This is a genomic window from Oceanococcus atlanticus (assembly GCF_002088235.1).
Lineage (GTDB): Bacteria > Pseudomonadota > Gammaproteobacteria > Nevskiales > Oceanococcaceae > Oceanococcus > Oceanococcus atlanticus.
Genome location: NZ_AQQV01000001.1, coordinates 377,486 through 398,652, shown reverse-complemented (window position 1 = coordinate 398,652; position 21,167 = coordinate 377,486). Strand labels below are relative to the sequence as shown.

The window sequence follows — 21,167 nt, the reverse complement described above, 5'->3', positions numbered from 1 at the left end:
TTCGATGCGCGACGAGAGTTGGCGCGGTGTCCGCGCTTTCGCATTGTTCGACCTTGTCGTCACCGGCCTTTTGGCCGTGCCGCTGCTGTCCGAACATGTGCTCGCCTTGTTGTTGTCCGGATTCGGCGTGCTTGGCTCACCGTCACAGTGGCTGCCGTTCTCGACGCTGACCCTGGTGTTCTGCAATCTGGCCGGTGTGCTGGGTGTTCTTTGGAACGGTCTGCGCTGGCTGCATCCGCAGCCCCTGATCGTGCGTATGGATCAGTGGGGCCGTGTGGCGGTGGCCGCAGTGCTGGCGTTTTACCTGTGTGTCAAAGCCGCGCCGGTCGTGCTGTGGCTGTTCGTGGTGACTGAGCTTGCGGGTGCCTTCGTGGCGTGGAAAACCTTGCGGCGAGTGCCGGGATGAAAGGGCGCCAGTTAGCCATGGCATTGTTGTAGGCCCGACAGGAGCTTGATTATGCAAAGAATTTTGATGGTGATGACGGTGACGGCAATTCTCAGCGGGTGCTCGTTGTGGGCCTCTAAACCAGACCCCATACCTGCCGTGGACTACGTCGATCTGCCGCGTTTCATGGGCGACTGGTATGTCATCGGTTTTATCCCGATCGGTGCTGAAGCGGACGCCCATAACGGTATTGAAAGCTACCGGATTGGTCGCAAAGGCAAGATCGATACGGTGTATCGCTACCTTGAAGGTGGCTTCGATGGCCCGCTAAAAACGCATACCCCCAATGCCAAGGTTGAGCCGGGCACGGGCAACGCGCGCTGGGGTATGCAGTTTGTGTGGCCATTGCGAGCGGAATACGTCATTTCCTATCTCGACGACGACTATCAGACCACGATCATCGCGCGCAGTAAGCGAGACTATGTGTGGTTGATGGCGCGTGAGCCACATATGTCGGATGCTGACTTTGCCCGCTATCGCGACAAAATCGGCGCCCTGGGTTACGACACATCAGCCTTTGTGCGCCAGCCGCAACGCTGGCCGGAAAATGAGCCACGCCCGCCCATCGAATGGTAAACGGGCTTAAATCTGCAGTTCGGCCACGGCCTCTCGTAGCCACGGCGCCAAAGCTGTGGCGCGCTTGGCCTTCAAGTCAGCATAGACCCAGACAATTTCGCCCGTCGCGCGGAGCTCGCCATTGGCAGCAAAAACACCCAGCGCCCAGGTGATACTGCTGGTGCCCAGGCGCGAAACACCCGCACCCACAACAAACTCTTCGTCGAAGTGCAGAGGAGCTTTGTACTCGACCAGCGATTTGACCAGTTGGACATCGCAGCCGCTGCGCTCAACCTGTTCCAGCCAATTGATGTCGCGGCCGCGAAATGCCTCGTTGATCGCGGTATCGAAGTAGGTCAGATAGTGGGCGTTAAAGACCACACCCTGGGCGTCGATTTCCGAATAACGCACACGCATGGCGTGATGCACAGGAAAGTCGTCGAGCATCATGGACGATAACGCTCGCGCAGCAGCGCGAAGAAAGCACGCAGGCCCATGGCTTCACCACCGCGTGGTCGCCCCGGCAGGTTTTCGCTGTTCCAGGCCATCACGTCCATGTGCATCCAGTGCTGTTGTTCTGGCACGAAATGCTGCAGGAACAATGCTGCGGTAATGGCGCCGCCCAGCGGTGTGGCGGATGAGTTGACCAGGTCAGCGATGTCGCTGTTCAGCCAGCGGTTGTAGGGTGCGTACAAGGGCATGGGCCAGATCTGATCGTTGACGGCGGCAGACCGCGTTTGCAAGGCCTGGGCCAGCTCGGCCGGTTTGGAGAACACCGCAGGAACGTCCGGGCCCAGCGCCACCCGCGCCGCGCCGGTAAGCGTGGCCATGTCGATCAAAAGCTCCGGTGATTCGCTGACAGCCTCGCAAATTGCATCACACAACACCAGGCGGCCTTCGGCATCGGTGTTGTCGATTTCTATGGTTTTTCCGCTGCGTGAGGTGAGCACATCACCGGGGCGGAAGGCATCGCCGCTGATGGCATTTTCCACCGCGGGGATCAGCACCCGCAGTCGCACCGGCAGCTTGCAGCCCATGATCATGCGGGCCAGCCCCAGCACATGGGCTGCGCCGCCCATGTCTTTTTTCATCAGGCGCATGCCGTTGGCCGGTTTGATGTCGAGGCCACCACTGTCAAAACACACGCCTTTGCCGACCAGGGTCACACGCGGGTTTTTATCGTCGCCCCAGCGCAGGTCGATCAGGCGTGGTGGATGCGCGCTAGCCCGGCCTACGGCATGGATTACCGGATAGTTCTGCTGCAGAAGCTCATGGCCGACCAGTTGCTGGACATGGGCGCCAAAAGCTTTGCCCAGATCCTCGGCGGCCTCGGCCAAATGTTGCGGCATCATGTCGCCGGCTGGGGTGTTGATCAAGTCGCGGGTCAGTGCAATACCTTCAACCAGGGCTTCAAGTTCCTGCGTGTTGCAATCCGGGTGAACTTGCAGCTGCGCCGGGGTGCGCGTGGCCTTGCGGTAGCGCGTGTACTGGTAGCTGCCGAGCAGCCAGCCCAGCATCACATCCGTGATCTGCGCTTTGGGCCAGTGCTCGTCGAGTTTGTATAGCCCGGCAGGCAGGGCGTTGGGCAGTGCTGAGCACGACCACAGGTCAAGCTGCTCGCTAACCCCCAGTAGCACCAGACGGGGATTACCGTTCTGGTCCGGGATGACGCAAAAAGCCGCTGGGGCGGCGTCAAATCCGTTGCCTCGCACCCATTGCTGGGTAAACGTGTCCTGTTGTGATAACCAGTCCTGCAAGGCTGCGCGGCGCATCGGCGTGATCGGGATGGCGTGAGCCGTCAGGTCCTGATTGAGACATTCAAACATGGTGAGGTTCAGTTGCGCGTTCAGCGTCAGCAAAGAAATTTGATGGCCAGCATAGGTTATCGCGTGGCGTGGTTGAACTGACCGTGGCGCAGGAAGTGTGCAGTCTGGTCCATGACCGTGCGGTTCTTCATCAAAAACGGATGGCTGACCGGCACGATAAGGTGATCGCGCATGCCTTCAAGGCGAGTGCTGGCCAGTGAGACCTTGCCATCGTCATCGCCCGGAATGAGCATGGAGAGCAACCAGTTAATACTTGATGAACCTGCAATGACACCAAGCTCGAACTGAGCCGGACCAAGTTGCTTGGGGACCGATTGTTCTGTGGTCCCGAGCTGCGAGCCGGCAGGGCCGTTGAGCCAGCGAAAAGGCGCCAGGCCGGCAAGTTTGTCAACCACTTCACTGCCGTTATTGGGCGGTCCCAGCATCACCACACGGCCGATCTCGGGTAGGTGGCCTCGCGCTGCCAGCATGCGGACGATGATGCCGCCCAACGAGTGGGTGACAAAGTGCAGCGGGCCTGACTGTTGCGCCAGACACGCTTCAATCTGCGGCAGTACGTGGTCAGTGGCCAGCACTTCTATGCTGTGATGGCGTGATGGATAGCCGATATTGCACAGCCTGTAGCCTTGGCTTTGCAGGCTCTCACCCATGCGCTCCATCGATTGTGCGCTGCGTGCCAATCCGTGCAAGGTGACCACGCTTGCAGCTTCAGCTTGAGCACTAACCATGGGCGTGAAAATCAGTGCGAGCGCGACCAAGGCAAAATGGCATTTCAACACCAGCGTAGACCTGTGCAATTACGCCCTGCAGTGTTGCACGATGGGCGCTCATCAGCATCACTCACCCCAACGGGTGAAGCCCCTGCAGCTTATGCCTGCCGATAATCCCGGCGTTCCAAATGCACAAGGGATTCCCTCCGATGGCATCAAAAATCGACGCGCTGGCGTATATCGTCGCGCAAAGCACCGACCTGGCGAAGTGGCAGGACTACGCCGAGAACATGCTCGGCATGACCACGGCGCAAGGCGCCACCGGGACGCTGGATATCAAGATGGATGAGCGGGACTTCCGCATCCAGGTCGAGGCGGGTGACGACGACAAATACCTGGTGTCCGGCTGGAGCGTGGCCGACGAAGCCGCTCTGGCCGCCATACGCACCGCAATCGAGGCCGCAGGAGTGGCATGCGATGAGGCCGATGCTGCACTGTGCGCCAAACGCAAGGTGACGCAGTTGTTTTCCTTCACTGATCCGTCAGGCAATCGCCATGAGGTGAGCTGCGGTTACAGCGGCGCTCAGGATGCGTTTTCCTCGCCCATTGGTGTGGCCGGATTCGTGACCGGTGCGCAGGGGCTTGGGCACACCGTGTTGCCGGCCCTGGCCATGGACGACACGCTGGCGTTCTTCACCGAAGTGCTGGGTTTCGGGGTTTCGGACGAGTTTGATTTTCAACCGCCGGTGCCGGATGCGCCAATGGTGCGGATTCGTTTTCTGCACACCAACCCGCGACACCACTCGCTGGCGCTGGCCGAGATGCCGGATCCGTCCGGATGTGTGCACGCCATGGTCGAGGTCACCTCGATGACCGATGTGGGCAAGGCGCACGATCGTCTGCAGCAGCGTGGCGAGAAGCTGATGGCGACTTTGGGTCAGCACTGCAACGACAAAATGACCAGCTTCTACATGAAAACGCCCAGCGGTTTTGCGCTGGAATACGGTTGGGGTGGGGCCACGGTGGAGCCGGGCAAGCATCAGACCACGCGCTCTGAGGCGGTGTCGATCTGGGGGCATGATTTCTCGGTGGGCTTTCAATAGGCATCGTTTCAAGCGTGGCCGCACCGGGATATGGGGTTTTCAGAACGCCGTAAACCCATCCATGGGGGCTCTGGCGCGAACATCGTGTTCGCGACAGTCTGAAAACCCCATATCCCGGCACGACTTGGCGGCGCCCAACGATGAGGGCCCCATCGGCCTGTGGCAGAGGTTCTGACAAAGCTGTTCAGGATCGTCAAAAACAGGACGTTTTTGCCGAAGGCCCCCATGGACGGGTTTACGGCCGGTCCTGAACAGCTTTGTCAGGACCGTTTTCTAGGATGTCTGAGGAATGAGTTTGAACAAACAAATGACCACCACCGACGTGGTGGCACAACTGCAAGATGGCATGACCATCGGGGTCGGTGGCTGGGGGCCGCGACGCAAGCCGATGGCCTTGATTCGGGAGATTCTGCGTTCCGATCTCAAGGACCTCACCATCGTCGGCTACGGCGGCATGGACATGGGCATGTTGTGTGCGGCGGGCAAGGTCAAAAAGCTGATCTACGGCTTTGTCTCGCTGGATTTCATTCCGCTGGAGCCGTTCTTCCGCAAGGCGCGCGAGGCCGGCAGCATCGAGGCGCTGGAACTGGACGAAGGGATGCTGCACTGGGGGCTGCGTGCGGCCGGCTATCGTTTGCCGTTCCTGCCGATGCGTGCAGGTCTGGGCACCGCCTTCATGCACAACAACCCCGAGATCAAGACCGTCAACTCGCCGTATGACGATGGCGAAACCTTGTTGGCCATGCCGGCGATCAAGCTGGATGCGGCGTTGTTGCAGGTTCACAAGGCCGATCAGCTGGGCAATGTGCGGGTGTACAGCCCGGATCCGTTTTTCGATGAGTGGTTCGCCCGTGCAGCCGACAAGACCTATGTGCTGGCCGAGGACGTCTGCGAGCGCCTGGATTCGGACGAAGCTGATGCCAAGGCCAATCTGTTCGAGCGCTCGCTGGTCAGCGGCGTGGTCGAGCAGCGCGGTGGCGCGCACCCGACCTCGCATGTGCCGGGCTACGGCTGGGATGCCGCACACATCAAGCGTTATTGCCAGGCGGCGGCCGAAGATGGCGGCTGGCAGGCCTATGTCGATGAATTTCTCGGCGCCACAGAGGCTGACTATCAGAACGCTGTGGGCGGTCTGGACGCCATTACTTCACTGCCGCGACAGGTGCTTTGATGTCTGATTTCACACTTTCCGAACTGCTGATCTGTGCCTGCGCCGATGTCTGGAAAGACGATGGCGAGGTGCTGGCCACCGGTATCGGCATCATCCCGCGTATTGCCCAGGGGCTGGCCAAATTGACCCACAGCCCGGCGCTGATGATCACCGATGGCGAGGCCTATCTGACCGAGACGCCGGTCGAGATCGGGGCCAAGTCACATGAGGGGCGCAGTTACGGCGGTTATATGCCGTATTCGCGGGTGTTCGATGCCTTGTGGCATGGCCGGCGTCATGCCCTGGTCGGGCCGGTGCAGGTGGATCGTTGGGGCCAGGCCAACATTTCCTGCATCGGTGACTTCGACAAGCCGAAACGGCAGATGCTGGGATTGCGCGGTTTTCCCGGCAACAGCATCAACCACGCCAACTCCATGTTCGTACCCAACCACTCGACCCGCGTGTTCGTCGAGGGCGAGGTCGATGTGGTGTGTTCCGTGGGTTACAAGGACGACAACTGGCAGCCCGGCGTGCGCCGTGATTTCGCCAGCGTCGAACGGATTGTGACCAATCTGTGCGTGATGGATTTTGGTGGTCCGAACCATGCGCTGCGGGTTATCAGCCTGCATCCGGGCGTCAGCTTTGACGAGGTGCAGGACAACACCAGCTTCCCGCTGATTCTGGCCGACGATTGCATCGAGACCGCGCACCCCAGTGAGGACCAGCTGGCAATCATCCGCAAGCTTGACCCGCGTGACGTGCGAGCGCGTCAGATCAAGGACAATCCGCCGGGTATTCGCGCATGAATGCACCGATCATTGAAGGGCTGTTCAGCGTGGATGCGGCCGAGCCGGCGTTGCTCGGCTCGCGCTGCAGCGCCTGCGGCACCTACTACTTTCCCAAGCAGAGCAATTACTGCCGCAACCCGGATTGCGACAGCGAACGTTTTGATGAGGTGCCGTTGTCACGCAGCGGCACCCTGTGGTCGTTCACCAATGCCTGTTATCAGCCGCCGGCACCGTATGTGGCCGAGGAACCGTTCGAGCCGTATGCGATTGCCGCGGTGAAGCTGGAGCGCGAGCAAATGATCGTGCTCGGCCAGGTGGTCAAGGGCGTCGGGGTCGATGATCTGGCCGCCGGCATGACCATGCGACTGGTGCTGGAGGATGTGCCCGGTGTGGACGGTGAACGGGTGACCTGGAAGTGGCAGCCGGTGGAGGGTGCGTGATGAGCAACAATGAGATCGCCATCCTCGGTGTGGGTATGCACCCCTGGGGCAAGTGGGGCAAGAACTTTGTCGAATATGGCGTGGCGGCTGCGCGCAGCGCGCTGCAAGACGCCGGGGTGCCGTGGCGTGATGTGCGCTTTGTTTCGGGTGGCGGCACGGTGCGCTGCGGCTATCCCGGTTACGTGGCGGGTGCCACGTTTGCCCAGGCACTGGGCTGGCAGGGCGCCGAGGTGAACACCTCGTATGCCGCCTGTGCGTCGGGTTCGCAGGCCCTGGCGGCGGCGCGCGCCAAGATTCTGTCCGGGGCTTGTGATGTGGCTCTGGTGGTCGGTGCCGACACCACACCCAAGGGATTTCTCAAACCGGCGGACGGTGAGCGACCGGATGATCCGGACTGGGTGCGTTTTCGCCTGGGCATCACCAATCCGACCTATTTCGCCTTGTATGCGCGGCGGCGCATGGAAGTCTATGGCGACACGCCAGCGGACTTTGCCGCGGTCAAGGTCAAGAATGCGGCGCATGGCTTCACCAACCCGAACGCCCGCTACAAGAAGAAGTTCAGCGCCGAGGATGTGGCGGCATCGGCCATGGTGGCCGACCCGCTGCGTTTGATGGACATCTGCGCGACCTCCGATGGCGGCGCGGCGATGATCGTCTCCAGCCTCGACTACGCGCGCAAGATCGGTAAGGGCGATGCGCCGCGTATCGCTGCCATCTCCACGGTCACCCCGACCTTTGCTTCCGAGCTGGTCGAAATGCCGGACATCGCCACCGATTCCGCGGTGGCGGCCGAAGCGCGGCCGTTCCGTGCGGCTTTGCCGGCCAAGGCCTATGAGGAGGCCGGTATCGGGCCTGAGGACATTTCGCTGGCCGAAGTCTACGACCTGTCCACCGCACTGGAGCTGGATTGGATCGAAGATCTGCAGCTGTGCGCGCGTGGTGAGGCCGCCGCGTTGACCCGTGCTGATGAGACCAGCGTGGGCGGGCGTATTCCGATCAATGCGTCTGGCGGTCTGGCCTGTTTCGGTGAGGCTGTGCCGGCTCAGGCACTGGCCCAGGTGTGCGAGTTGACCTGGCAGTTGCGCGGGCAGGCCGGCGAGCGCCAGGTGGCGGGTGCCAAGGTTGGCATCACCGCCAACCAGGGGCTGTTCGGTCATGGTTCATCGGTCATCGTGAAAGCATGAATGCGCTCAAGACCCGACTGACCGAGCTGCTCGGTTGCGACTACCCGATCGTGCAAACCGCGATGGGCTGGGTGGCCGATGCCAAGCTGGTGATCGGCACCTCCAACGCCGGTGGCTTCGGGTTTCTGGCCGCAGCCACCATGTCGACACCGGAACTGGAAGCGGCGATTGCCGAGGTGCGTGCCGGTACGGAACGCCAGTTCGGCGTCAACTTTCACATGTTTCAGCCCAATGCCCGTGAGGTCATTGAGGTGGTGCTGAAGAACCGCGACCGGGTTCGTGCGGTGAGTTACGGGCGAGGCCCGGATGCCGCGACCATCCAGAGTTTCAAGGATGCCGGCGTGCTGTGCATGCCCACCGTGGGTGCGCTCAAACATGCGATCAAGGCCGTTGAGCTGGGTGCTGACATCATCACCATTCAGGGCGGCGAGGGCGGCGGTCACACCGGCTCGGTGCCCACCACCTTGCTGTTGCCGCAGGTGCTGGATGCGGTCGATGTGCCGGTGGTCGCGGCCGGTGGTTTCTCCAACGGGCGTGGTCTGGCCGGTGCGTTGGCCTACGGCGCTGCCGGTATCGCCATGGGCACGCGTTTCCTGATGACCGCTGAGTCGCCCGTGCCGGCGTCCACGCTGCAGCGCTACGTCGAGGTCAAGGATCCGGCGCGTATCCGCGCATCAAAGGCGCTGGATGGCATGCCGCAACGCATGATCGACAATCCGTTTCTGCTCAGTCTGGAGCGCGGCGGTTTCCTGCGGCGTCTGTTCGTTGCGCTGTCGTCGGCCTGGCAATGGAAGGCCTACACCGGCATGAGCACCGCGCACATGCTCAAGACCGCCATCAGCGCACTGCGCGAGGGTGATTCGGCGATCCAGACCATGATGGCTGCCAACGCGCCGGTGATCATCCAGCGCGCCATGGTTCAGGGCAAACCGGATGAGGGCGTGTTGCCTTCGGGGCAGGTGGCCGCTGTGATTGACGAACTGCCGCCCGTGCAGGCCGTGATCGATGGCATCGTGCGTGATGCCCAGCGTCAACTTGCGGCATTAACCGGCGAGTAACTCAGCGCGAGATTCGCGGGCAGGGAAACTTTTTCGCCGTCTGATCGTTATAGCAGCCAGACGCTGTTATCTGATTGGAAGAATCCATGCCCCGTTTACCTCTCGTTGTGCTGACGAGCGCTGTCGTATTGTCAGCATGTCAGCAAGGTGGTCGTGTTGGTCCTGACGCGACGTCCGGTTTTGTTGTCCGCGCTGGTGATGTCTGCCTTGGCGAAGGCGAAAGCATGCTGCTGGCCGAGTGGGAAGGCTCTGCCGGCCTGCCGGGCGATGCTGCGGATCAGCCGGTGGCGGTGCCGCCGGGGTGTCAGTTCGATACGCTGACCGTCCGGGTTGAGTGGGATGTTGCAGCTGAAGATCTGGATCTGGAAATCGTCAATCCGGATGGTGCGGTGGAAGGCTCCTCGGGTGCGTTCAATCTGCAAAGTGGCGATGCCTCCGAAACCGCGGTGATCGCCTCACCGGTGAGCGGCGAGTACATTGCCCGGGTCAACAACTTTGCCGGCGTGCAGACCCCGTTCACAGGCAAGGCCACGCTTGAGTGCACCACACCGGGTGGCTGTCTGGCCGGCGATAACGTGGCTAACGATGACGATGTGCCCGGTCCAGCGCTGGCGCCGGATACCCGCGTCATCGTCAGCGTGATCGATTCAGCCATCAACCCGTATCACGAGTTCTACTATGCCGGCAGCGCGATTTACGCAGATGCCGCCCCCAGCGCGGTGACCCCTGCGGTGCTGCAGGAACTCGGTGTGCGTGACGAGAACATTCTGGAGCTGACCCGCAGTGGCAACCTGCAGGCCGATGTTGAAGCGGATGCGGCCATCTGGGCTTCGGTCAAGCGGGGCGAGACCTACTGGGTCAAGGGCACCAATGTGGTGTTCATCTCCTATGCCGGCGGCGAACTGGCACCGCTGGCGCCCTCGACCGACAAGTCCGCGCACGGTGTTGGAACTTCGGCCGCCGTGTTGTTGGCCAACCCGGAGGCGGTGATTCTGTTCGTCGAAACCGAAGGTGCGCTGGGTAGCGATGTGGCCCATGATTTCGCTTTCTTGCATCCGGCGGTCGACATCCTGACGACCAGCTACGGCGTTTCCATTCCCAACACCGGTTTCCCGTTGCCGGAATGGCGCACCTTCCACAACAGCTATCCGGCTGTGGTTGAGATGGGCAAGCTGCATTTCAGTTCAGGTGGTAACGGCCCGGGCCTGACGCCGCTGCGTGCCGGTGCCGGACCGTGGTGGAGTATCGGTGTCTCAGGGGTTGAAGAAGGCACCTCAGAGGGGCGCGCCGCCCTGTCCGGGCTGTTCCCGGATTTCCTGTCGGATTTCACCCAGGACCTGCCGTATTGTCATGATGCCGAAGACTGCTACAGCAACGTCGGTGGCACCAGTTTCTCCACCCCGCGTGCGGCCGGTGTGGCCTCGCGTGTGCTCCTTGATGCCCGTCGCCTGAGTGCCCACAAAGGTGGGATTCGCGAGCATCAAGGCCAGGCCGTGATGGTTGCAAGTGAAGGCCTGAGTATCAGCAACTGGCTGTTGCGCCGAGCGTTGGAGCAGGCTGCATTCGTACCTGATTCACTCGCCTACGACCCGGTGTCCGGGGTGACCGACATCGTTGGGATTCCGATCAACCCGTTGGCGCCGTGGCTGCAGGTGGGTTGGGGCGACTTGACCGCCGATCCCGAAAAAGGTGTGGTGAGTGCCGCGCTGGCGCATCTGGGTTACCCCGGCGATGCGCGTGAGAAAGCACTCGGCTTCTGCGAGTTCCAGACGGAAGTTATCGCGGTGCGCAAACTCTATTGGGACAACATCGCTGCAACCCTGCCCGACGTGCTGGGTGGCGATGCGCCGCCGCCGGCGCTGGATGAAGACCCGTTCATCTACTGCGAGTCGATGCTGCCGTTCTAGGCACGGGAGCAGCGCTGAAAAATTAAAGGGGGAGGGTGGGAGCCCGGGCCGAAGGTGGCAACACCTTCGGCTTTTTTTTGCCCCCGTGTCGGGCGATCCGACGCGCTATAGTAGCCATCGTGAACATCCGCCTGATGCCCATCTGCTGCCGCCTTGATGCGCCAAAGCAACGGCTTCCGTTGCATGGTGTCGACGGTGGCTGAGCTGATCGACACGCTCTCGGCGCTGCGTTTTTCGTGGTCGCTGGTGTGGCTAATCCACCTCGGGCTGGCGCCGCTTGCCATGGCGCACGTGTTGCTGACCAAGCGCTTGCCGCAGGCCAGCTTCGGCTGGTTGCTGGTGATCGCCGGTGTGCCGTTGCTAGGCATCATTGTGTACGGCATTTTCGGTGTGAACCGTATTCACCGTCGCGCCCAGCGCTTCAATCGCGGTCATGCCAGGCAACACAACGCCCTCACCCAGCAGGATGATGAAGCGCTGGTGCAGGCGTTGCCACAGGCCTGGCAAAGCATGGCCCGCGCGGGGAAAAAACTGAGTGGGCTGCCTCTGACCGGGGGCAACACGGTCGAGCATTTCCACACCGGAGAGCAGCTGTTTCCGGTGATGATGGAAGCGCTGCGTAACGCCAGGCAGAGTATCTACATCGCCTCCTACACCTTTGATCTTGGCGGTATCGGCAAAGAGTTCGTGGCCTTGTTGGTCGCCGCAAAAGAGCGTGGCGTGGATGTCCGTGTGCTGGTCGATTGCATCGGCGACCGGGTCATCAGCCAGTCGAGCGTGATCACGGCCTTGCAGCAGCAGGGCGTACCTGCGCTGCACTTTCTGCCGCCAACGCTGTGGCCACCCATTGTTCACCTCAATCTTCGCAATCACAGAAAAATTCTGATCGTCGACAAAACGCAGGGTTTTGCGGGCGGTATCAACATCACGCAGAAGAACTGCCGCAGCACTGATCATCAGCCCTCCAACGATGATCATTTTCGCTTCACCGGCGCGGTGGTGAATCAGCTTCTGGCCGTGTTTGCCGAGGACTGGGCGTTCACGGCACAGAAGAAAAATGACATCACCTTGATGGAGACCCCGCGCCAGGATGGGCAGACCGCGTGCCGTGTCATTCCGGATGGGCCTGATCACGCGGATGATCAGATACTGCTACTCATGACCGCTGCCGCGAGTCAGGCGAGAACGTCGCTGACCCTGTTCAGTCCGTATTTTCTACCCACCGAGCCGCTCATCGGCGCCTTGCGCGTGGCCGCTCTGCGGGGTGTCCGGGTGCGTGTGTTAATTCCCAGTCGCAGCAACTATGGCGTGGTGGACTGGGCCTGCCGCCATTACCTGCCAGACCTTGTGCAGGCGGGGCTGGAGATCTACGCCATCGGCGAGCCATTTCTGCACAGCAAGTTGTTTCTGGTCGATGAGTATTACGCGATGGTCGGTTCGACCAACATCGACCCAAGAAGTCTGCATCTGAACTTCGAACTCATGGTTGAAATTTACGATGCGGATGTTGTGAAACGCCTTCAGCAGCATGCCGATGAGCAATTCGCCAAGGCTGAGCGGATCACGCTTGAGCAGCTTCGGGCGCAGCCGCTGGCGCTGCGACTCAGAAACGCAATCGCCGGTCTCGCTCAGCCCTATCTCTAGTCCTGCTGCCGTGTCGGTGATTTGCGACAGGGTTCAAGTGGCTGAAAATACGATGTTTTTCTGAATTGGTTTGGGTTGCCTGGTTGGCTAAACCGGCACTGTCTGCGATCACCAACAGTTTCGCTGTTCCCCGATCCGTTTTTGCTTTGTTGGTCTTCAAAAACTGAAGCTTGTTTGAAAAACAGACCTTTAAGCAATTGATTTAAATATAAAAATATAAACCTCTGGATGTTCTGGCACGCCGATTGCGCCAATCCTGTCGAGTTCAAGCCAAGGACATCGCATGTTACGACTCGCAATCATGTTTTTCGTGATCGCCATCATTGCCGCCATTTTCGGCTTTGGTGGAATTGCCACGGCAGCGACTGACATTGCGCAACTGCTGTTCTTTGTATTTCTTGCGCTGTTTGTTGTGTTCGCAATTACCAATGCCTTGAGCGGGCGCAAGCCGCCGGTTTAGCGCACACACGATCAATTCGAAATTCTCACCATAAGCAAGGAGAAATCTCATGAGTACAACCAAGGCTCTGATCATTGGCGCCCTGATCGCACTGGGTGGCGCCGGCCTCTATGCCCTGATGGATGAACCGTCCACCGGCGAGCAGATTGGCGACTCGTTTGACGAGGGCGTGGAGGAAGTGCAGGACGAGTTTGACGACGCGACCACGCAGTAATTCCCCATCCACATTCAATCAAGGAGAGCAAGCATGAGTAACTCGGACACTTTGAAAGGCAACTGGAAACAGTTGAAAGGCAATATCCGCAGCCACTGGGCCGAACTCACCGAAGATGATGTCGAAGGTGTGAAAGGCGACTGGCAGAACCTGGTCGGCAAGATTCAGGAAAAGTACGGCATTGCCCGCGACAAAGCCGAAGAACAGGCTTCAAACTTCATGCGCAAGGCCAAAGACAAGCTCAACAGCACAGCTTGATCACTTGCGGCTAAATACGCCGAGGGGCACCAACGCGGTGCCCCTTTTTTATGCTTAAACAACAGCGGGCCTCATGCAGCGCCGCTAGCGCGCCGCACGTGCGCGCTCAAAAGCGGTAGGAGCCGCCCACCATCACGACCCAAGGGTCGATTTCGACCGGGATTTTCGAACGATTGCCATCGGCTGCTGTAAGTGTGGCGTCGGTGTCGATGTCGATGTGCCACCAGGCCAGACTGACCCCCCATGCTTGGGTGAGCTGGAAGTTGGTGCCGAACTGCAGGGCCAAGCCGGTAGAAGCATCCAGTTCGATATTCTGGGCCACAGCCGGGTTGATCTCTTCCTCAAAGAACACGGTGTGATTGATGCCGGCACCCAGGTAGGCGGAAATGGGGCCGCTGACCGGAAAGTGGTAGTTCAGCAGCAGGGTCGGAGGCAGGTGGCTGGTCTTGCCGATGCGGGTGTCGTTACTGGCCAGCTTGATGTCGTGCTCGAAAGGCGATGCGCCCAACAGTTCCACGCCAACCGATGGGCTGACCATGTAGGTCAGCGAAATGCCCAGACCGGTGGCATTGTCGACCGTCACCGTTGGCCCGTTGTCGCTGGCCGGGTTTACGCTGGCCAGACCAGCACGAATGATCATATCGCCGGCCTCACCGGCAAATGCCGGAGCGATCGCTAACGACAGCCCAACCGCACAGGCCAGTTGTTTTGCTTTGCTGCTCATGATTTATCCCTTGACTTGCGTCCTTGTTGTTAAAACTGCATTGCCAAGTTAAGGCTTGGTTGCCAGCCCGGGATTGATCTACATCAAGTGCCACCACTCACCCTAAAGGATGAAGCTGCCTGGGCCCTGATCTTTGATACTGCTTGCCGATCAAAAACAAACGGTGCGGGTCTGTTCCGCGCCCGACAACACAGGCAGCGGATGAGCTCAACGTTTCAGACTTCCATAGACCAGGGCATCGCCGAACTGGTCATCCATCAACCGCCGGTGAATGCGCTGGACAGCGCGGGCTGGCATGCACTGGCCGACGAGATCGAGCGGCTGGGTTCCACCGATGGGGTGCGCGTGATCGTGATCCGCGCCGAAGGGCGCGGCTTCTGTGCCGGTGTCGACATCAAGGAGCTCAACGCGCATCCGGAGCGCATCGTTGATGTCAACGCCGGCAATTACCGCAGCTTTGAAGCGGTGCACCGCAATCCGGTGCCGGTGATCGTTGCGGTGCACGGATTCGTGCTCGGTGGTGGCATCGGCATCACCGGCGCGGCTGACATCGTGGTGGCGGCTGACAACGCCAGCTTCGGCGTGCCGGAAGTGGACCGCGGCGCGATGGGCGGCGGGGCGCATTTGCAGCGCCTGTTCGGTGTGCAGAAGGTGCGCATGATGTATTTCACCGGCCAGCCGATTGATGCGGCCGAAGCCTACCGTCTGGGTGCGGTTGAAAAGGTAGTGGCGCCGGAGGCGCTGCGTGAGACCGCGCTAGAGATTGGCCGACAGATCGCGGCCAAGAGCACCACCATGATTCGCCTGGCCAAGGAATCCCTCAACGGCATTGAGGACGGCAACCTGGAAGACAAGTACCGCTGGGAGCAGGGTTTCACGCTGCAGGCTTACACCAGCAAGGATTCAGCGGAGACACGCAAGGCCTTCGTGGAAAAACGGGAAGCGAGTTTCGACTGATGGATCTGAATTACACCCAAGAGCAACAGCAGTTTCGCGCCACCGTGCGTTGCTGGCTTGAAACCCATGTGCCGAGCGCGCCGTTGCCCAGCTTCGACACTGAAGAAGGCTTCGCCGCACACCGTCAGTGGGAGGCCAAGCTGGCCAGCCAGGGTTACAGCGCAGTGACCTGGCCCAAGGACCTGGGCGGTCTGGGCGCCGATCTGATCGAGTGGCTGATCTTCGAGGAAGAATACTGGCGCGCCGGTGCGCCAGGGCGGGTCAACCAAAACGGAATCTTCCTGCTTGCGCCGACCCTGATGGAATACGGCACAGCCGAACAGAAGGCCCGTTTTCTGCCGCGCATGGCGACCAGCGAAGACACCTGGGCGCAGGGTTGGTCTGAGCCGGGCGCCGGTTCGGACATGGCGGCCATTCGCAGTACGGCGCGGCGCGAGGGCGATGAGTTTGTCATCAATGGCCAGAAGATCTGGTCAACCCGTGCGGTGTATGCCGACTGGTTGTTCGGCCTGTTCCGCAGCGAATCGGGTTCCTCACGCCATCATGGGTTGAGCTTCATCCTCATGCCGCTGGATCTGCCGGGCATCACGGTGCGTCCGATTCGTCAGCTCAATGGCCTGCCGGGCTTTGCCGAAATCTTTTTCGACAATGTGCGTGTACCGGCCAACAATCTGCTTGGGGGTGAGGGCGAAGGTTGGCGCATTGCCATGGCCACGGCCGGATTCGAGCGCGGCCTGATGCTGCGCTCGCCGGCGCGTTTTCAGAAAACCGCGGCTGATCTTGTTGCCCTGTATCAGGCCAACCGTGAACGCTGCGACGCCGACCCCGCGATTCGTGATGCGGTGATGAAATGCTGGATGGATGCCGAGGCATACACCCTGGCCACTTATGCCACCGCGTCGCGTCTGGCCAAGGGCGCCAAGATCGGTGCTGAGGCCAGCACCAACAAGATTTTCTGGTCGGAGCTGGACGTCAAGATGCACGAGACGGCCATGAGCATACTCGGCGCGCGCGCCGAGCTGATGCCGCATGCACCGCAGGCCGAAGGTATAGCTCAGTGGCTGGACGGCTTCCTGTTCTCGCTGGCCGGGCCGATCTACGCCGGTACCAACGAAATTCAACGCAACATCATCGCCGAACGCATGCTCGGCATGCCTCGCGCGTAAGGAGCTGGCCATGAATTTTTCTTTTGATGATCAACAGGTTCAATTCCGCGATGCGGTGCGCAGTTTTCTCGTTGTGCAAGCCGCGCCCGAAGTGCTGCGCGAGCACTGGGAAACCACCGATTCGGGCCGTTCGCCGGAGATGCGCCAGAAGATCACCGAGCAGGGCCTGACCGCACTGTCGGTGCCCGAAGCCTACGGCGGGCTTCAGCAGGGCGACCTCGACTGGGTGCTGCTGCTGCAGGAAGTGGGTTATCACGGCATTCCTGATTCGCTGTCCGATGCCGCTTATGTCGGGGTCGGGATAGTGGCGGCCCTGGAGGATGAGGCGTTCAAGAGCGAATGGCTGGGGCGGATGTGTGAAGGCAAGGCGCGCCTGGCCATTTCGCACCCGCTCAACCCGCTGGTGCACGACGCCCAGATCGCAGATCTGATTCTGCTCTGGCACAACGATGAAGTGCATGCGGCCACGCCGGATCAGGTGGGACTGGAATTGAACCCCAGCATTGATGCGTCGCGTCGCCTGTACAAGCTCGACTGGACGCCCAGTGACGCCACCCGGGTGTGCGATGCCGCCAGCGGCAAAGCGATCTGGGCCCAGGCGGTCAACCGTGCGGCGGTGGCGGTCGGGGCGCAGATGGTCGGGCTGGCCCAGCGCATGCTCGATCTGGGGGTGGATTATTCGGCCCAGCGCAAGCAGTTCGGCAAGCCGATCGGGTCATTCCAGGCGATCAAGCATCAGATGGCCGATATCGCGGTCAAGATCGAGTTCGCGCGACCGGTGCTGCATCGGGCTGCCTATGCTTTGCAGCATGGCGATGCGACGCTCGAAGCCAAGGTCTCTCATGCCCGCTTGGCCTGTGCAGAGGCGGCGCTGCTGGCCGCCCGCAATGCCATGCAGGCGCATGGTGCCATGGGCTACACCTGGGAAGCCGATCTGCAGATGTTCATGAAACGCGCCTGGGCGCTGGAATCGTTCTGGGGGGATCGCCTGTTTCACAAGCAGCGTGTGGCCCAGGCCTTGTTTGCGGCTGACGCACAGATCGGCCCCGGCACCACGTTCTAGGTCGCGGCGCGACCACGACTCACCCGGCGCATGGCTGGCGGCTGCGCGCCTCGCAACACAGGATCAAAACCATGGCACATGCCTATATCGTAGACGCAGTGCGGACCCCGACCGGACGTCGCAAAGGTTCGCTGGCACACATGCACGGCGCCGATCTCGGCGCGCATGTGATCAAGGCGCTGCTTGAGCGCAATGCGATTCCGGCCGACGACTACGACGACGTGATGTTCGGCTGCGTCGATGCGATTGGTCCGCTGGCCGGCAACATCGGGCGGACTTGCTGGTTGACCGCCGGTGGCCCGTTGTCGGTGCCCGGCGTGACGGTGGATCGGCAATGCGGGTCGTCCCAGCAGGCGGTGCATTTCGCCGCTCAGGCGATCATGGCCGGGGTCAATGATGTGGTCATCGCCGGTGGCGTGCAGACCATGACCCAGATTCCGATCGGCTCGGCCATGCTGGCGGCCAAGCCGCTGGGCTTTTCTGATCCGTTCTCGGGCAGCACGGGCTGGACCGAGCGTTTCGGGGATGAGCCGGTGTCGCAGTTCTACGGCGCCGAGAAGATGGTCAAGAAGTGGAATCTGAACCGTCGCGAGATGGAGGAGTTTGCGCTGGAGTCGCATCGTCGCGGCATCCAGGCGATCAAGGAGGGGCGTTTTGATCGTGAGATCGTGCCGGTTGGCGATTTCGCCATGGACGAGACCACGCGTGAAACCTCGCTGGAGAAGATGGCTGAGCTGGATGTGCTGGCCGAAGGCGGCACGCTTACGGCGGCGGTGGCCAGCCAGACCTGTGACGGTGCATCGGCGGTGCTGGTGGTGTCCGAAGCCGCGCTCAAGCGTTACAACCTGACACCGCGTGCGCGCATCGTGCACATGGAAGTGATGGGCGACGATCCGATCTACATGCTGACGGCGCCGATCCCGGCGACCGAGCGGGCGATGCAGCGCAGCGGTATGTCGCTGGATCAGATTGATCTGGTCGAGATCAATGAGGCCTTCGCGCCGGTGCCGTTGTCGTGGCTCAAGGAAACCGGTTATCCGCATGAGAAAACCAATGTGAATGGCGGGGCGATTGCTCTGGGCCATCCGCTGGGTGCGACCGGCACCAAGTTGATGACGACACTGCTGCATGAGCTGGAGCGCACGGGTGGCCGTTATGGGCTGCAGACCATGTGTGAAGGCGGTGGCGTGGCCAACGTGACAATCATCGAACGTTTGTAGTTTCCGAAGTGAGCGCCTGGAACTCCTGTTTCAGGACTCGCTCAAGTACGTCCTTGTATCGCTTGTCATCGGCCATCCAGGCCTCTGACAGTCCTGAAACAGGAGCTCCAGGCACTTCCTCGCTCGGGACGCGGCGTTGGGACGCTCGACATATCAGGGGTTTGGAATTATGGGAATTTGTAATAACCGCACGGTGATCATCACCGGCGCTGGTGGTGGTTTGGGCAAGGCGTATGCCGAGGCACTGGCCTCTGAGGGCGCCAATGTGGTGGTCAACGATATTCGGCTGGACGCCGCGCAGGCGGTGGTCGATGCGATCACGGCGCAAGGTGGCAAGGCGCTGGCCAACAGTGGCGACATCACCGACATGGCGGGGGCGCAGAGCATTGTTGATGCGGCGCTGGCGGCCTTTGGTGAGGTGCATGCGGTGGTCAACAACGCCGGCATCGTGCGTGATCGCATGTTCCTGAAGATGTCGGCGCAGGATTGGGATGATGTGATCCGTGTGCATCTGCGCGGCCATTTCTGCCTGGCCAACATCCTGGCCAATCGCTGGCGCGATCTGCACAAGGATGGCGTCACCGTGGGTGGTCGCATCATCAACACCTCATCCGGTGCGGGGCTGCAGGGTTCGGTCGGGCAGACCAACTATGCGGCGGCCAAGGGTGGTGTGGCGACGATGACGCTGGTGCAGGCGGCGGAGTTGCGACGCTACGGGATCACCGCGAATGCGTTGGCCCCGGCGGCGCGCACCGGCATGACCGAGGAAGTCTTTGCCGACATGATGAAGAAGCCGGACGGTGAATCCTTCGATTTCTTCGACCCGGCCAATGTGGCCCCGATTGTGGTGTGGCTGTGTTCGGAGCTGTCGGCGGAGTGCACCGGCAAGGTGTTCGAGAGCCAGGGTGGTCAGCTGTCGATTGCCAGTGGTTGGAAGACCGGGCCGATCAAAGACAAGAAGGCGCGCTGGGAGCCGGCCGAGCTGACCGATGTGGTGCGCGAGTTGATTGAAACGTCGCCGCAGGCTCAGAAGGTTTACGGGACCTAAGCGCTGGATGTTGAGCGCTGCAATGCTCTTGCCTAGGACCGCCGTGAACCCATCCATGGGGGCTACGGGAAAAACATCCTGTTTTCACGTTCCGAAGCAAGAGCATCGCAGCGCACTCCGGCGCCTGGTAAGAGGTGAGTTGAAATGAATTTTGCGCTGACGGAAGAGCAGGCCATGATCCGCGAGGCGGCCGAAACGTTTCTGGCCGATGCCTGTACCTCGGAAGCGGTGCGTGCTGCGATGGACAGCGCGCAGGGCTATGACGCGCAAGTCTGGCAGTCGCTGGCCGAGGAGCTGGGCTGGTGCGGTCTGGCGGTGCCAGAAGTCTGGGGTGGTCTTGGGCTGGGTGCTGTGGAGGTGATGCTGGTCCAGGAACAGGCCGGTTACCGCTTGCTGTGTGCGCCGTTCTTTTCGTCGGTGTGTGTCGCCACAACGGTGCTTGCACAGTGCGGTGACGATGCTGTGCGCGAGGATCTGTTGCCGCAGCTGGCTGCCGGACAGTGCCGCATGAGCATGGCTTTGCCGAGCGTGGCTGAAGGTTTTCTGGCCAGCGAGGTCAGCGCGCAAAGCGATGGTGAGTGTTGGTTGCTCAGCGGCACGTTGGCGCGTGTGCCGGATGCCCAGGATGTGGATCAGCTGCTGGTCGTGGCCCGTGCGGGTGATGAGCTGGGTCTGTTTGTGGTCGAGGCGACGGCGCTGAGTTTCGAGATGCACACCACCTGGGACAGCAGCCGGCGTTTCTCGCAGGCCTGCTTGTCTGCAGTGCCGGCGCGCCGTTGTGACGGTGCAGACCTGGCGGCTCAGCTGGCGCATTGCAATGCACTGGTCAGCCTGTACATCGCCGCTGAACAGCTGGGCGGTGCGCAGCGCTGCCTTGATCTGACGGTGGCCTATGTGGCCGAGCGCAAGCAGTTCGGGCGGCCGGTGGGGTCGTTTCAGGCGGTCAAGCATCGCGCCGCGCAGATGATGATTCAGATTGAAGCGGCGCGTTCGGCCGTGTACGGCGCGGCGGCGGTGGCGGCCGGTCAGGAGGCAGGGCTGAAGCTGGACGTGGCGGCTGCGCGCGCGCTGGCCACCGAGGCTTTGCAGTACTGCGCCGGTGAGGCGATCCAGCTGCACGGTGGTGTGGGTTTCACCTGGGAATACGACCCGCAGTTGTTTTTCAAGCGTGGGCAGGCGTCCGCGCACTGGTTGGGCAATCCGCAGGCGCAGCGCGCTGCGATTGCTTCGGCCTTGCTGGATTGATG

23 protein-coding genes are annotated in these 21,167 nt (G+C 61.2%); 19 read left to right on the top strand and 4 right to left on the bottom strand.

Going from position 1 to position 21,167, the window contains the following annotated elements; all coding sequences use genetic code 11:
• Positions 1-4 precede the first annotated feature (4 nt).
• Both ATO7_RS01835 and ATO7_RS01830 read left to right on the top strand, forming a co-directional pair.
• Positions 5-406 (top strand): hypothetical protein, encoded by a 402-nt coding sequence (locus ATO7_RS01835; protein WP_083559203.1) that lies wholly within the window; start codon positions 5-7, stop codon positions 404-406.
• Positions 407-457: 51 nt separating this feature from the next.
• Entirely contained in the window at positions 458-1,021 is a 564-nt protein-coding gene (locus ATO7_RS01830; RefSeq protein WP_240499407.1) for a lipocalin family protein, read from the top strand.
• A gap of 6 nt (positions 1,022-1,027) precedes the next feature.
• Here ATO7_RS01830 and ATO7_RS01825 read toward each other — a convergent pair whose 3' ends face one another.
• From ATO7_RS01825 to ATO7_RS01815, 3 genes are read right to left on the bottom strand one after another with little or no spacing between them, the layout of a single operon-like run.
• The gene (locus ATO7_RS01825; protein ID WP_206044756.1) at positions 1,028-1,450 is read right to left on the bottom strand and encodes an acyl-CoA thioesterase; all 423 of its coding nucleotides are present in this window, start codon (positions 1,448-1,450) and stop codon (positions 1,028-1,030) included.
• Positions 1,447-2,826 carry a leucyl aminopeptidase family protein gene (locus tag ATO7_RS01820; RefSeq protein ID WP_083560967.1) on the bottom strand — a complete coding sequence of 460 codons (1,380 nt, stop codon included), beginning with the start codon at positions 2,824-2,826 and terminating at the stop codon, positions 1,447-1,449. Before ATO7_RS01820 ends, ATO7_RS01825 begins: the two co-directional genes overlap by 4 nt.
• A gap of 56 nt (positions 2,827-2,882) precedes the next feature.
• The gene (locus ATO7_RS01815; RefSeq protein ID WP_083560966.1) at positions 2,883-3,554 is read right to left on the bottom strand and encodes a lipase family alpha/beta hydrolase; all 672 of its coding nucleotides are present in this window, start codon (positions 3,552-3,554) and stop codon (positions 2,883-2,885) included.
• A gap of 191 nt (positions 3,555-3,745) precedes the next feature.
• On the opposite strand from ATO7_RS01815, the gene ATO7_RS01810 reads away from it, so the two are divergent.
• From ATO7_RS01810 to ATO7_RS01765, 11 genes are all read left to right on the top strand, one after another.
• Positions 3,746-4,639, top strand: a complete 894-nt coding sequence (locus ATO7_RS01810; protein WP_083559201.1) for a VOC family protein — start codon at positions 3,746-3,748, stop codon at positions 4,637-4,639.
• A 289-nt stretch (positions 4,640-4,928) separates the two neighbouring features.
• Complete coding sequence (locus ATO7_RS01805) at positions 4,929-5,810, top strand: CoA transferase subunit A (RefSeq protein ID WP_206044755.1); 882 nt, start codon at positions 4,929-4,931, stop codon at positions 5,808-5,810.
• Positions 5,810-6,595 (top strand): CoA-transferase subunit beta, encoded by a 786-nt coding sequence (locus ATO7_RS01800; RefSeq protein ID WP_083559200.1) that lies wholly within the window; start codon positions 5,810-5,812, stop codon positions 6,593-6,595. Before ATO7_RS01805 ends, ATO7_RS01800 begins: the two co-directional genes overlap by 1 nt.
• Positions 6,592-7,017 carry a Zn-ribbon domain-containing OB-fold protein gene (locus ATO7_RS01795; protein ID WP_083559199.1) on the top strand — a complete coding sequence of 142 codons (426 nt, stop codon included), beginning with the start codon at positions 6,592-6,594 and terminating at the stop codon, positions 7,015-7,017. Before ATO7_RS01800 ends, ATO7_RS01795 begins: the two co-directional genes overlap by 4 nt.
• Positions 7,017-8,201, top strand: coding sequence for a lipid-transfer protein (locus ATO7_RS01790; protein ID WP_083559198.1), 1,185 nt, complete (start codon positions 7,017-7,019; stop codon positions 8,199-8,201). Before ATO7_RS01795 ends, ATO7_RS01790 begins: the two co-directional genes overlap by 1 nt.
• Positions 8,198-9,259 carry an NAD(P)H-dependent flavin oxidoreductase gene (locus tag ATO7_RS01785; protein WP_083559197.1) on the top strand — a complete coding sequence of 354 codons (1,062 nt, stop codon included), beginning with the start codon at positions 8,198-8,200 and terminating at the stop codon, positions 9,257-9,259. Before ATO7_RS01790 ends, ATO7_RS01785 begins: the two co-directional genes overlap by 4 nt.
• A 128-nt stretch (positions 9,260-9,387) precedes the next feature.
• Complete coding sequence (locus ATO7_RS01780; RefSeq protein WP_158522992.1) at positions 9,388-11,166, top strand: S8/S53 family peptidase; 1,779 nt, start codon at positions 9,388-9,390, stop codon at positions 11,164-11,166.
• A gap of 156 nt (positions 11,167-11,322) precedes the next feature.
• Positions 11,323-12,810, top strand: a complete 1,488-nt coding sequence (cls, locus tag ATO7_RS01775; protein WP_083559195.1) for a cardiolipin synthase — start codon at positions 11,323-11,325, stop codon at positions 12,808-12,810.
• Between the two features lie 283 nt (positions 12,811-13,093).
• Positions 13,094-13,270 (top strand): DUF1328 domain-containing protein, encoded by a 177-nt coding sequence (locus ATO7_RS01770; protein WP_083559194.1) that lies wholly within the window; start codon positions 13,094-13,096, stop codon positions 13,268-13,270.
• A gap of 49 nt (positions 13,271-13,319) precedes the next feature.
• Positions 13,320-13,484 carry a hypothetical protein gene (locus tag ATO7_RS16890; RefSeq protein WP_158522991.1) on the top strand — a complete coding sequence of 55 codons (165 nt, stop codon included), beginning with the start codon at positions 13,320-13,322 and terminating at the stop codon, positions 13,482-13,484.
• Between the two features lie 33 nt (positions 13,485-13,517).
• Positions 13,518-13,742, top strand: a complete 225-nt coding sequence (locus ATO7_RS01765) for a CsbD family protein (protein ID WP_083559193.1) — start codon at positions 13,518-13,520, stop codon at positions 13,740-13,742.
• A 106-nt stretch (positions 13,743-13,848) separates the two neighbouring features.
• Here ATO7_RS01765 and ATO7_RS01760 read toward each other — a convergent pair whose 3' ends face one another.
• Positions 13,849-14,466: an OmpW/AlkL family protein gene (locus ATO7_RS01760; protein WP_083559192.1), complete on the bottom strand. Its 618-nt coding sequence runs from the start codon at positions 14,464-14,466 to the stop codon at positions 13,849-13,851.
• Between the two features lie 201 nt (positions 14,467-14,667).
• Between ATO7_RS01760 and ATO7_RS01755 the strand changes: the two genes are divergently transcribed.
• The 6 genes from ATO7_RS01755 (at position 14,668) to ATO7_RS01730 (ending at position 21,165) form a co-directional block, all read left to right on the top strand.
• A complete protein-coding gene (locus ATO7_RS01755) occupies positions 14,668-15,423 on the top strand; it encodes an enoyl-CoA hydratase family protein (RefSeq protein ID WP_083559191.1) in 756 nt (251 codons plus the stop codon).
• Complete coding sequence (locus ATO7_RS01750; RefSeq protein WP_083559190.1) at positions 15,423-16,589, top strand: acyl-CoA dehydrogenase family protein; 1,167 nt, start codon at positions 15,423-15,425, stop codon at positions 16,587-16,589. The genes ATO7_RS01755 and ATO7_RS01750 overlap by 1 nt, the downstream gene beginning before the upstream one ends.
• 10 nt (positions 16,590-16,599) lie before the next feature.
• Entirely contained in the window at positions 16,600-17,652 is a 1,053-nt protein-coding gene (locus ATO7_RS01745) for an acyl-CoA dehydrogenase family protein (RefSeq protein WP_083559189.1), read from the top strand.
• Positions 17,653-17,723: 71 nt separating this feature from the next.
• Positions 17,724-18,872 carry an acetyl-CoA C-acetyltransferase gene (locus ATO7_RS01740; protein ID WP_083559188.1) on the top strand — a complete coding sequence of 383 codons (1,149 nt, stop codon included), beginning with the start codon at positions 17,724-17,726 and terminating at the stop codon, positions 18,870-18,872.
• 169 nt (positions 18,873-19,041) lie between these two features.
• Entirely contained in the window at positions 19,042-19,920 is an 879-nt protein-coding gene (locus ATO7_RS01735; RefSeq protein WP_083559187.1) for an SDR family oxidoreductase, read from the top strand.
• Positions 19,921-20,064: 144 nt separating this feature from the next.
• Positions 20,065-21,165, top strand: a complete 1,101-nt coding sequence (locus ATO7_RS01730; protein WP_083559186.1) for an acyl-CoA dehydrogenase family protein — start codon at positions 20,065-20,067, stop codon at positions 21,163-21,165.
• Positions 21,166-21,167: the final 2 nt, after the last annotated feature.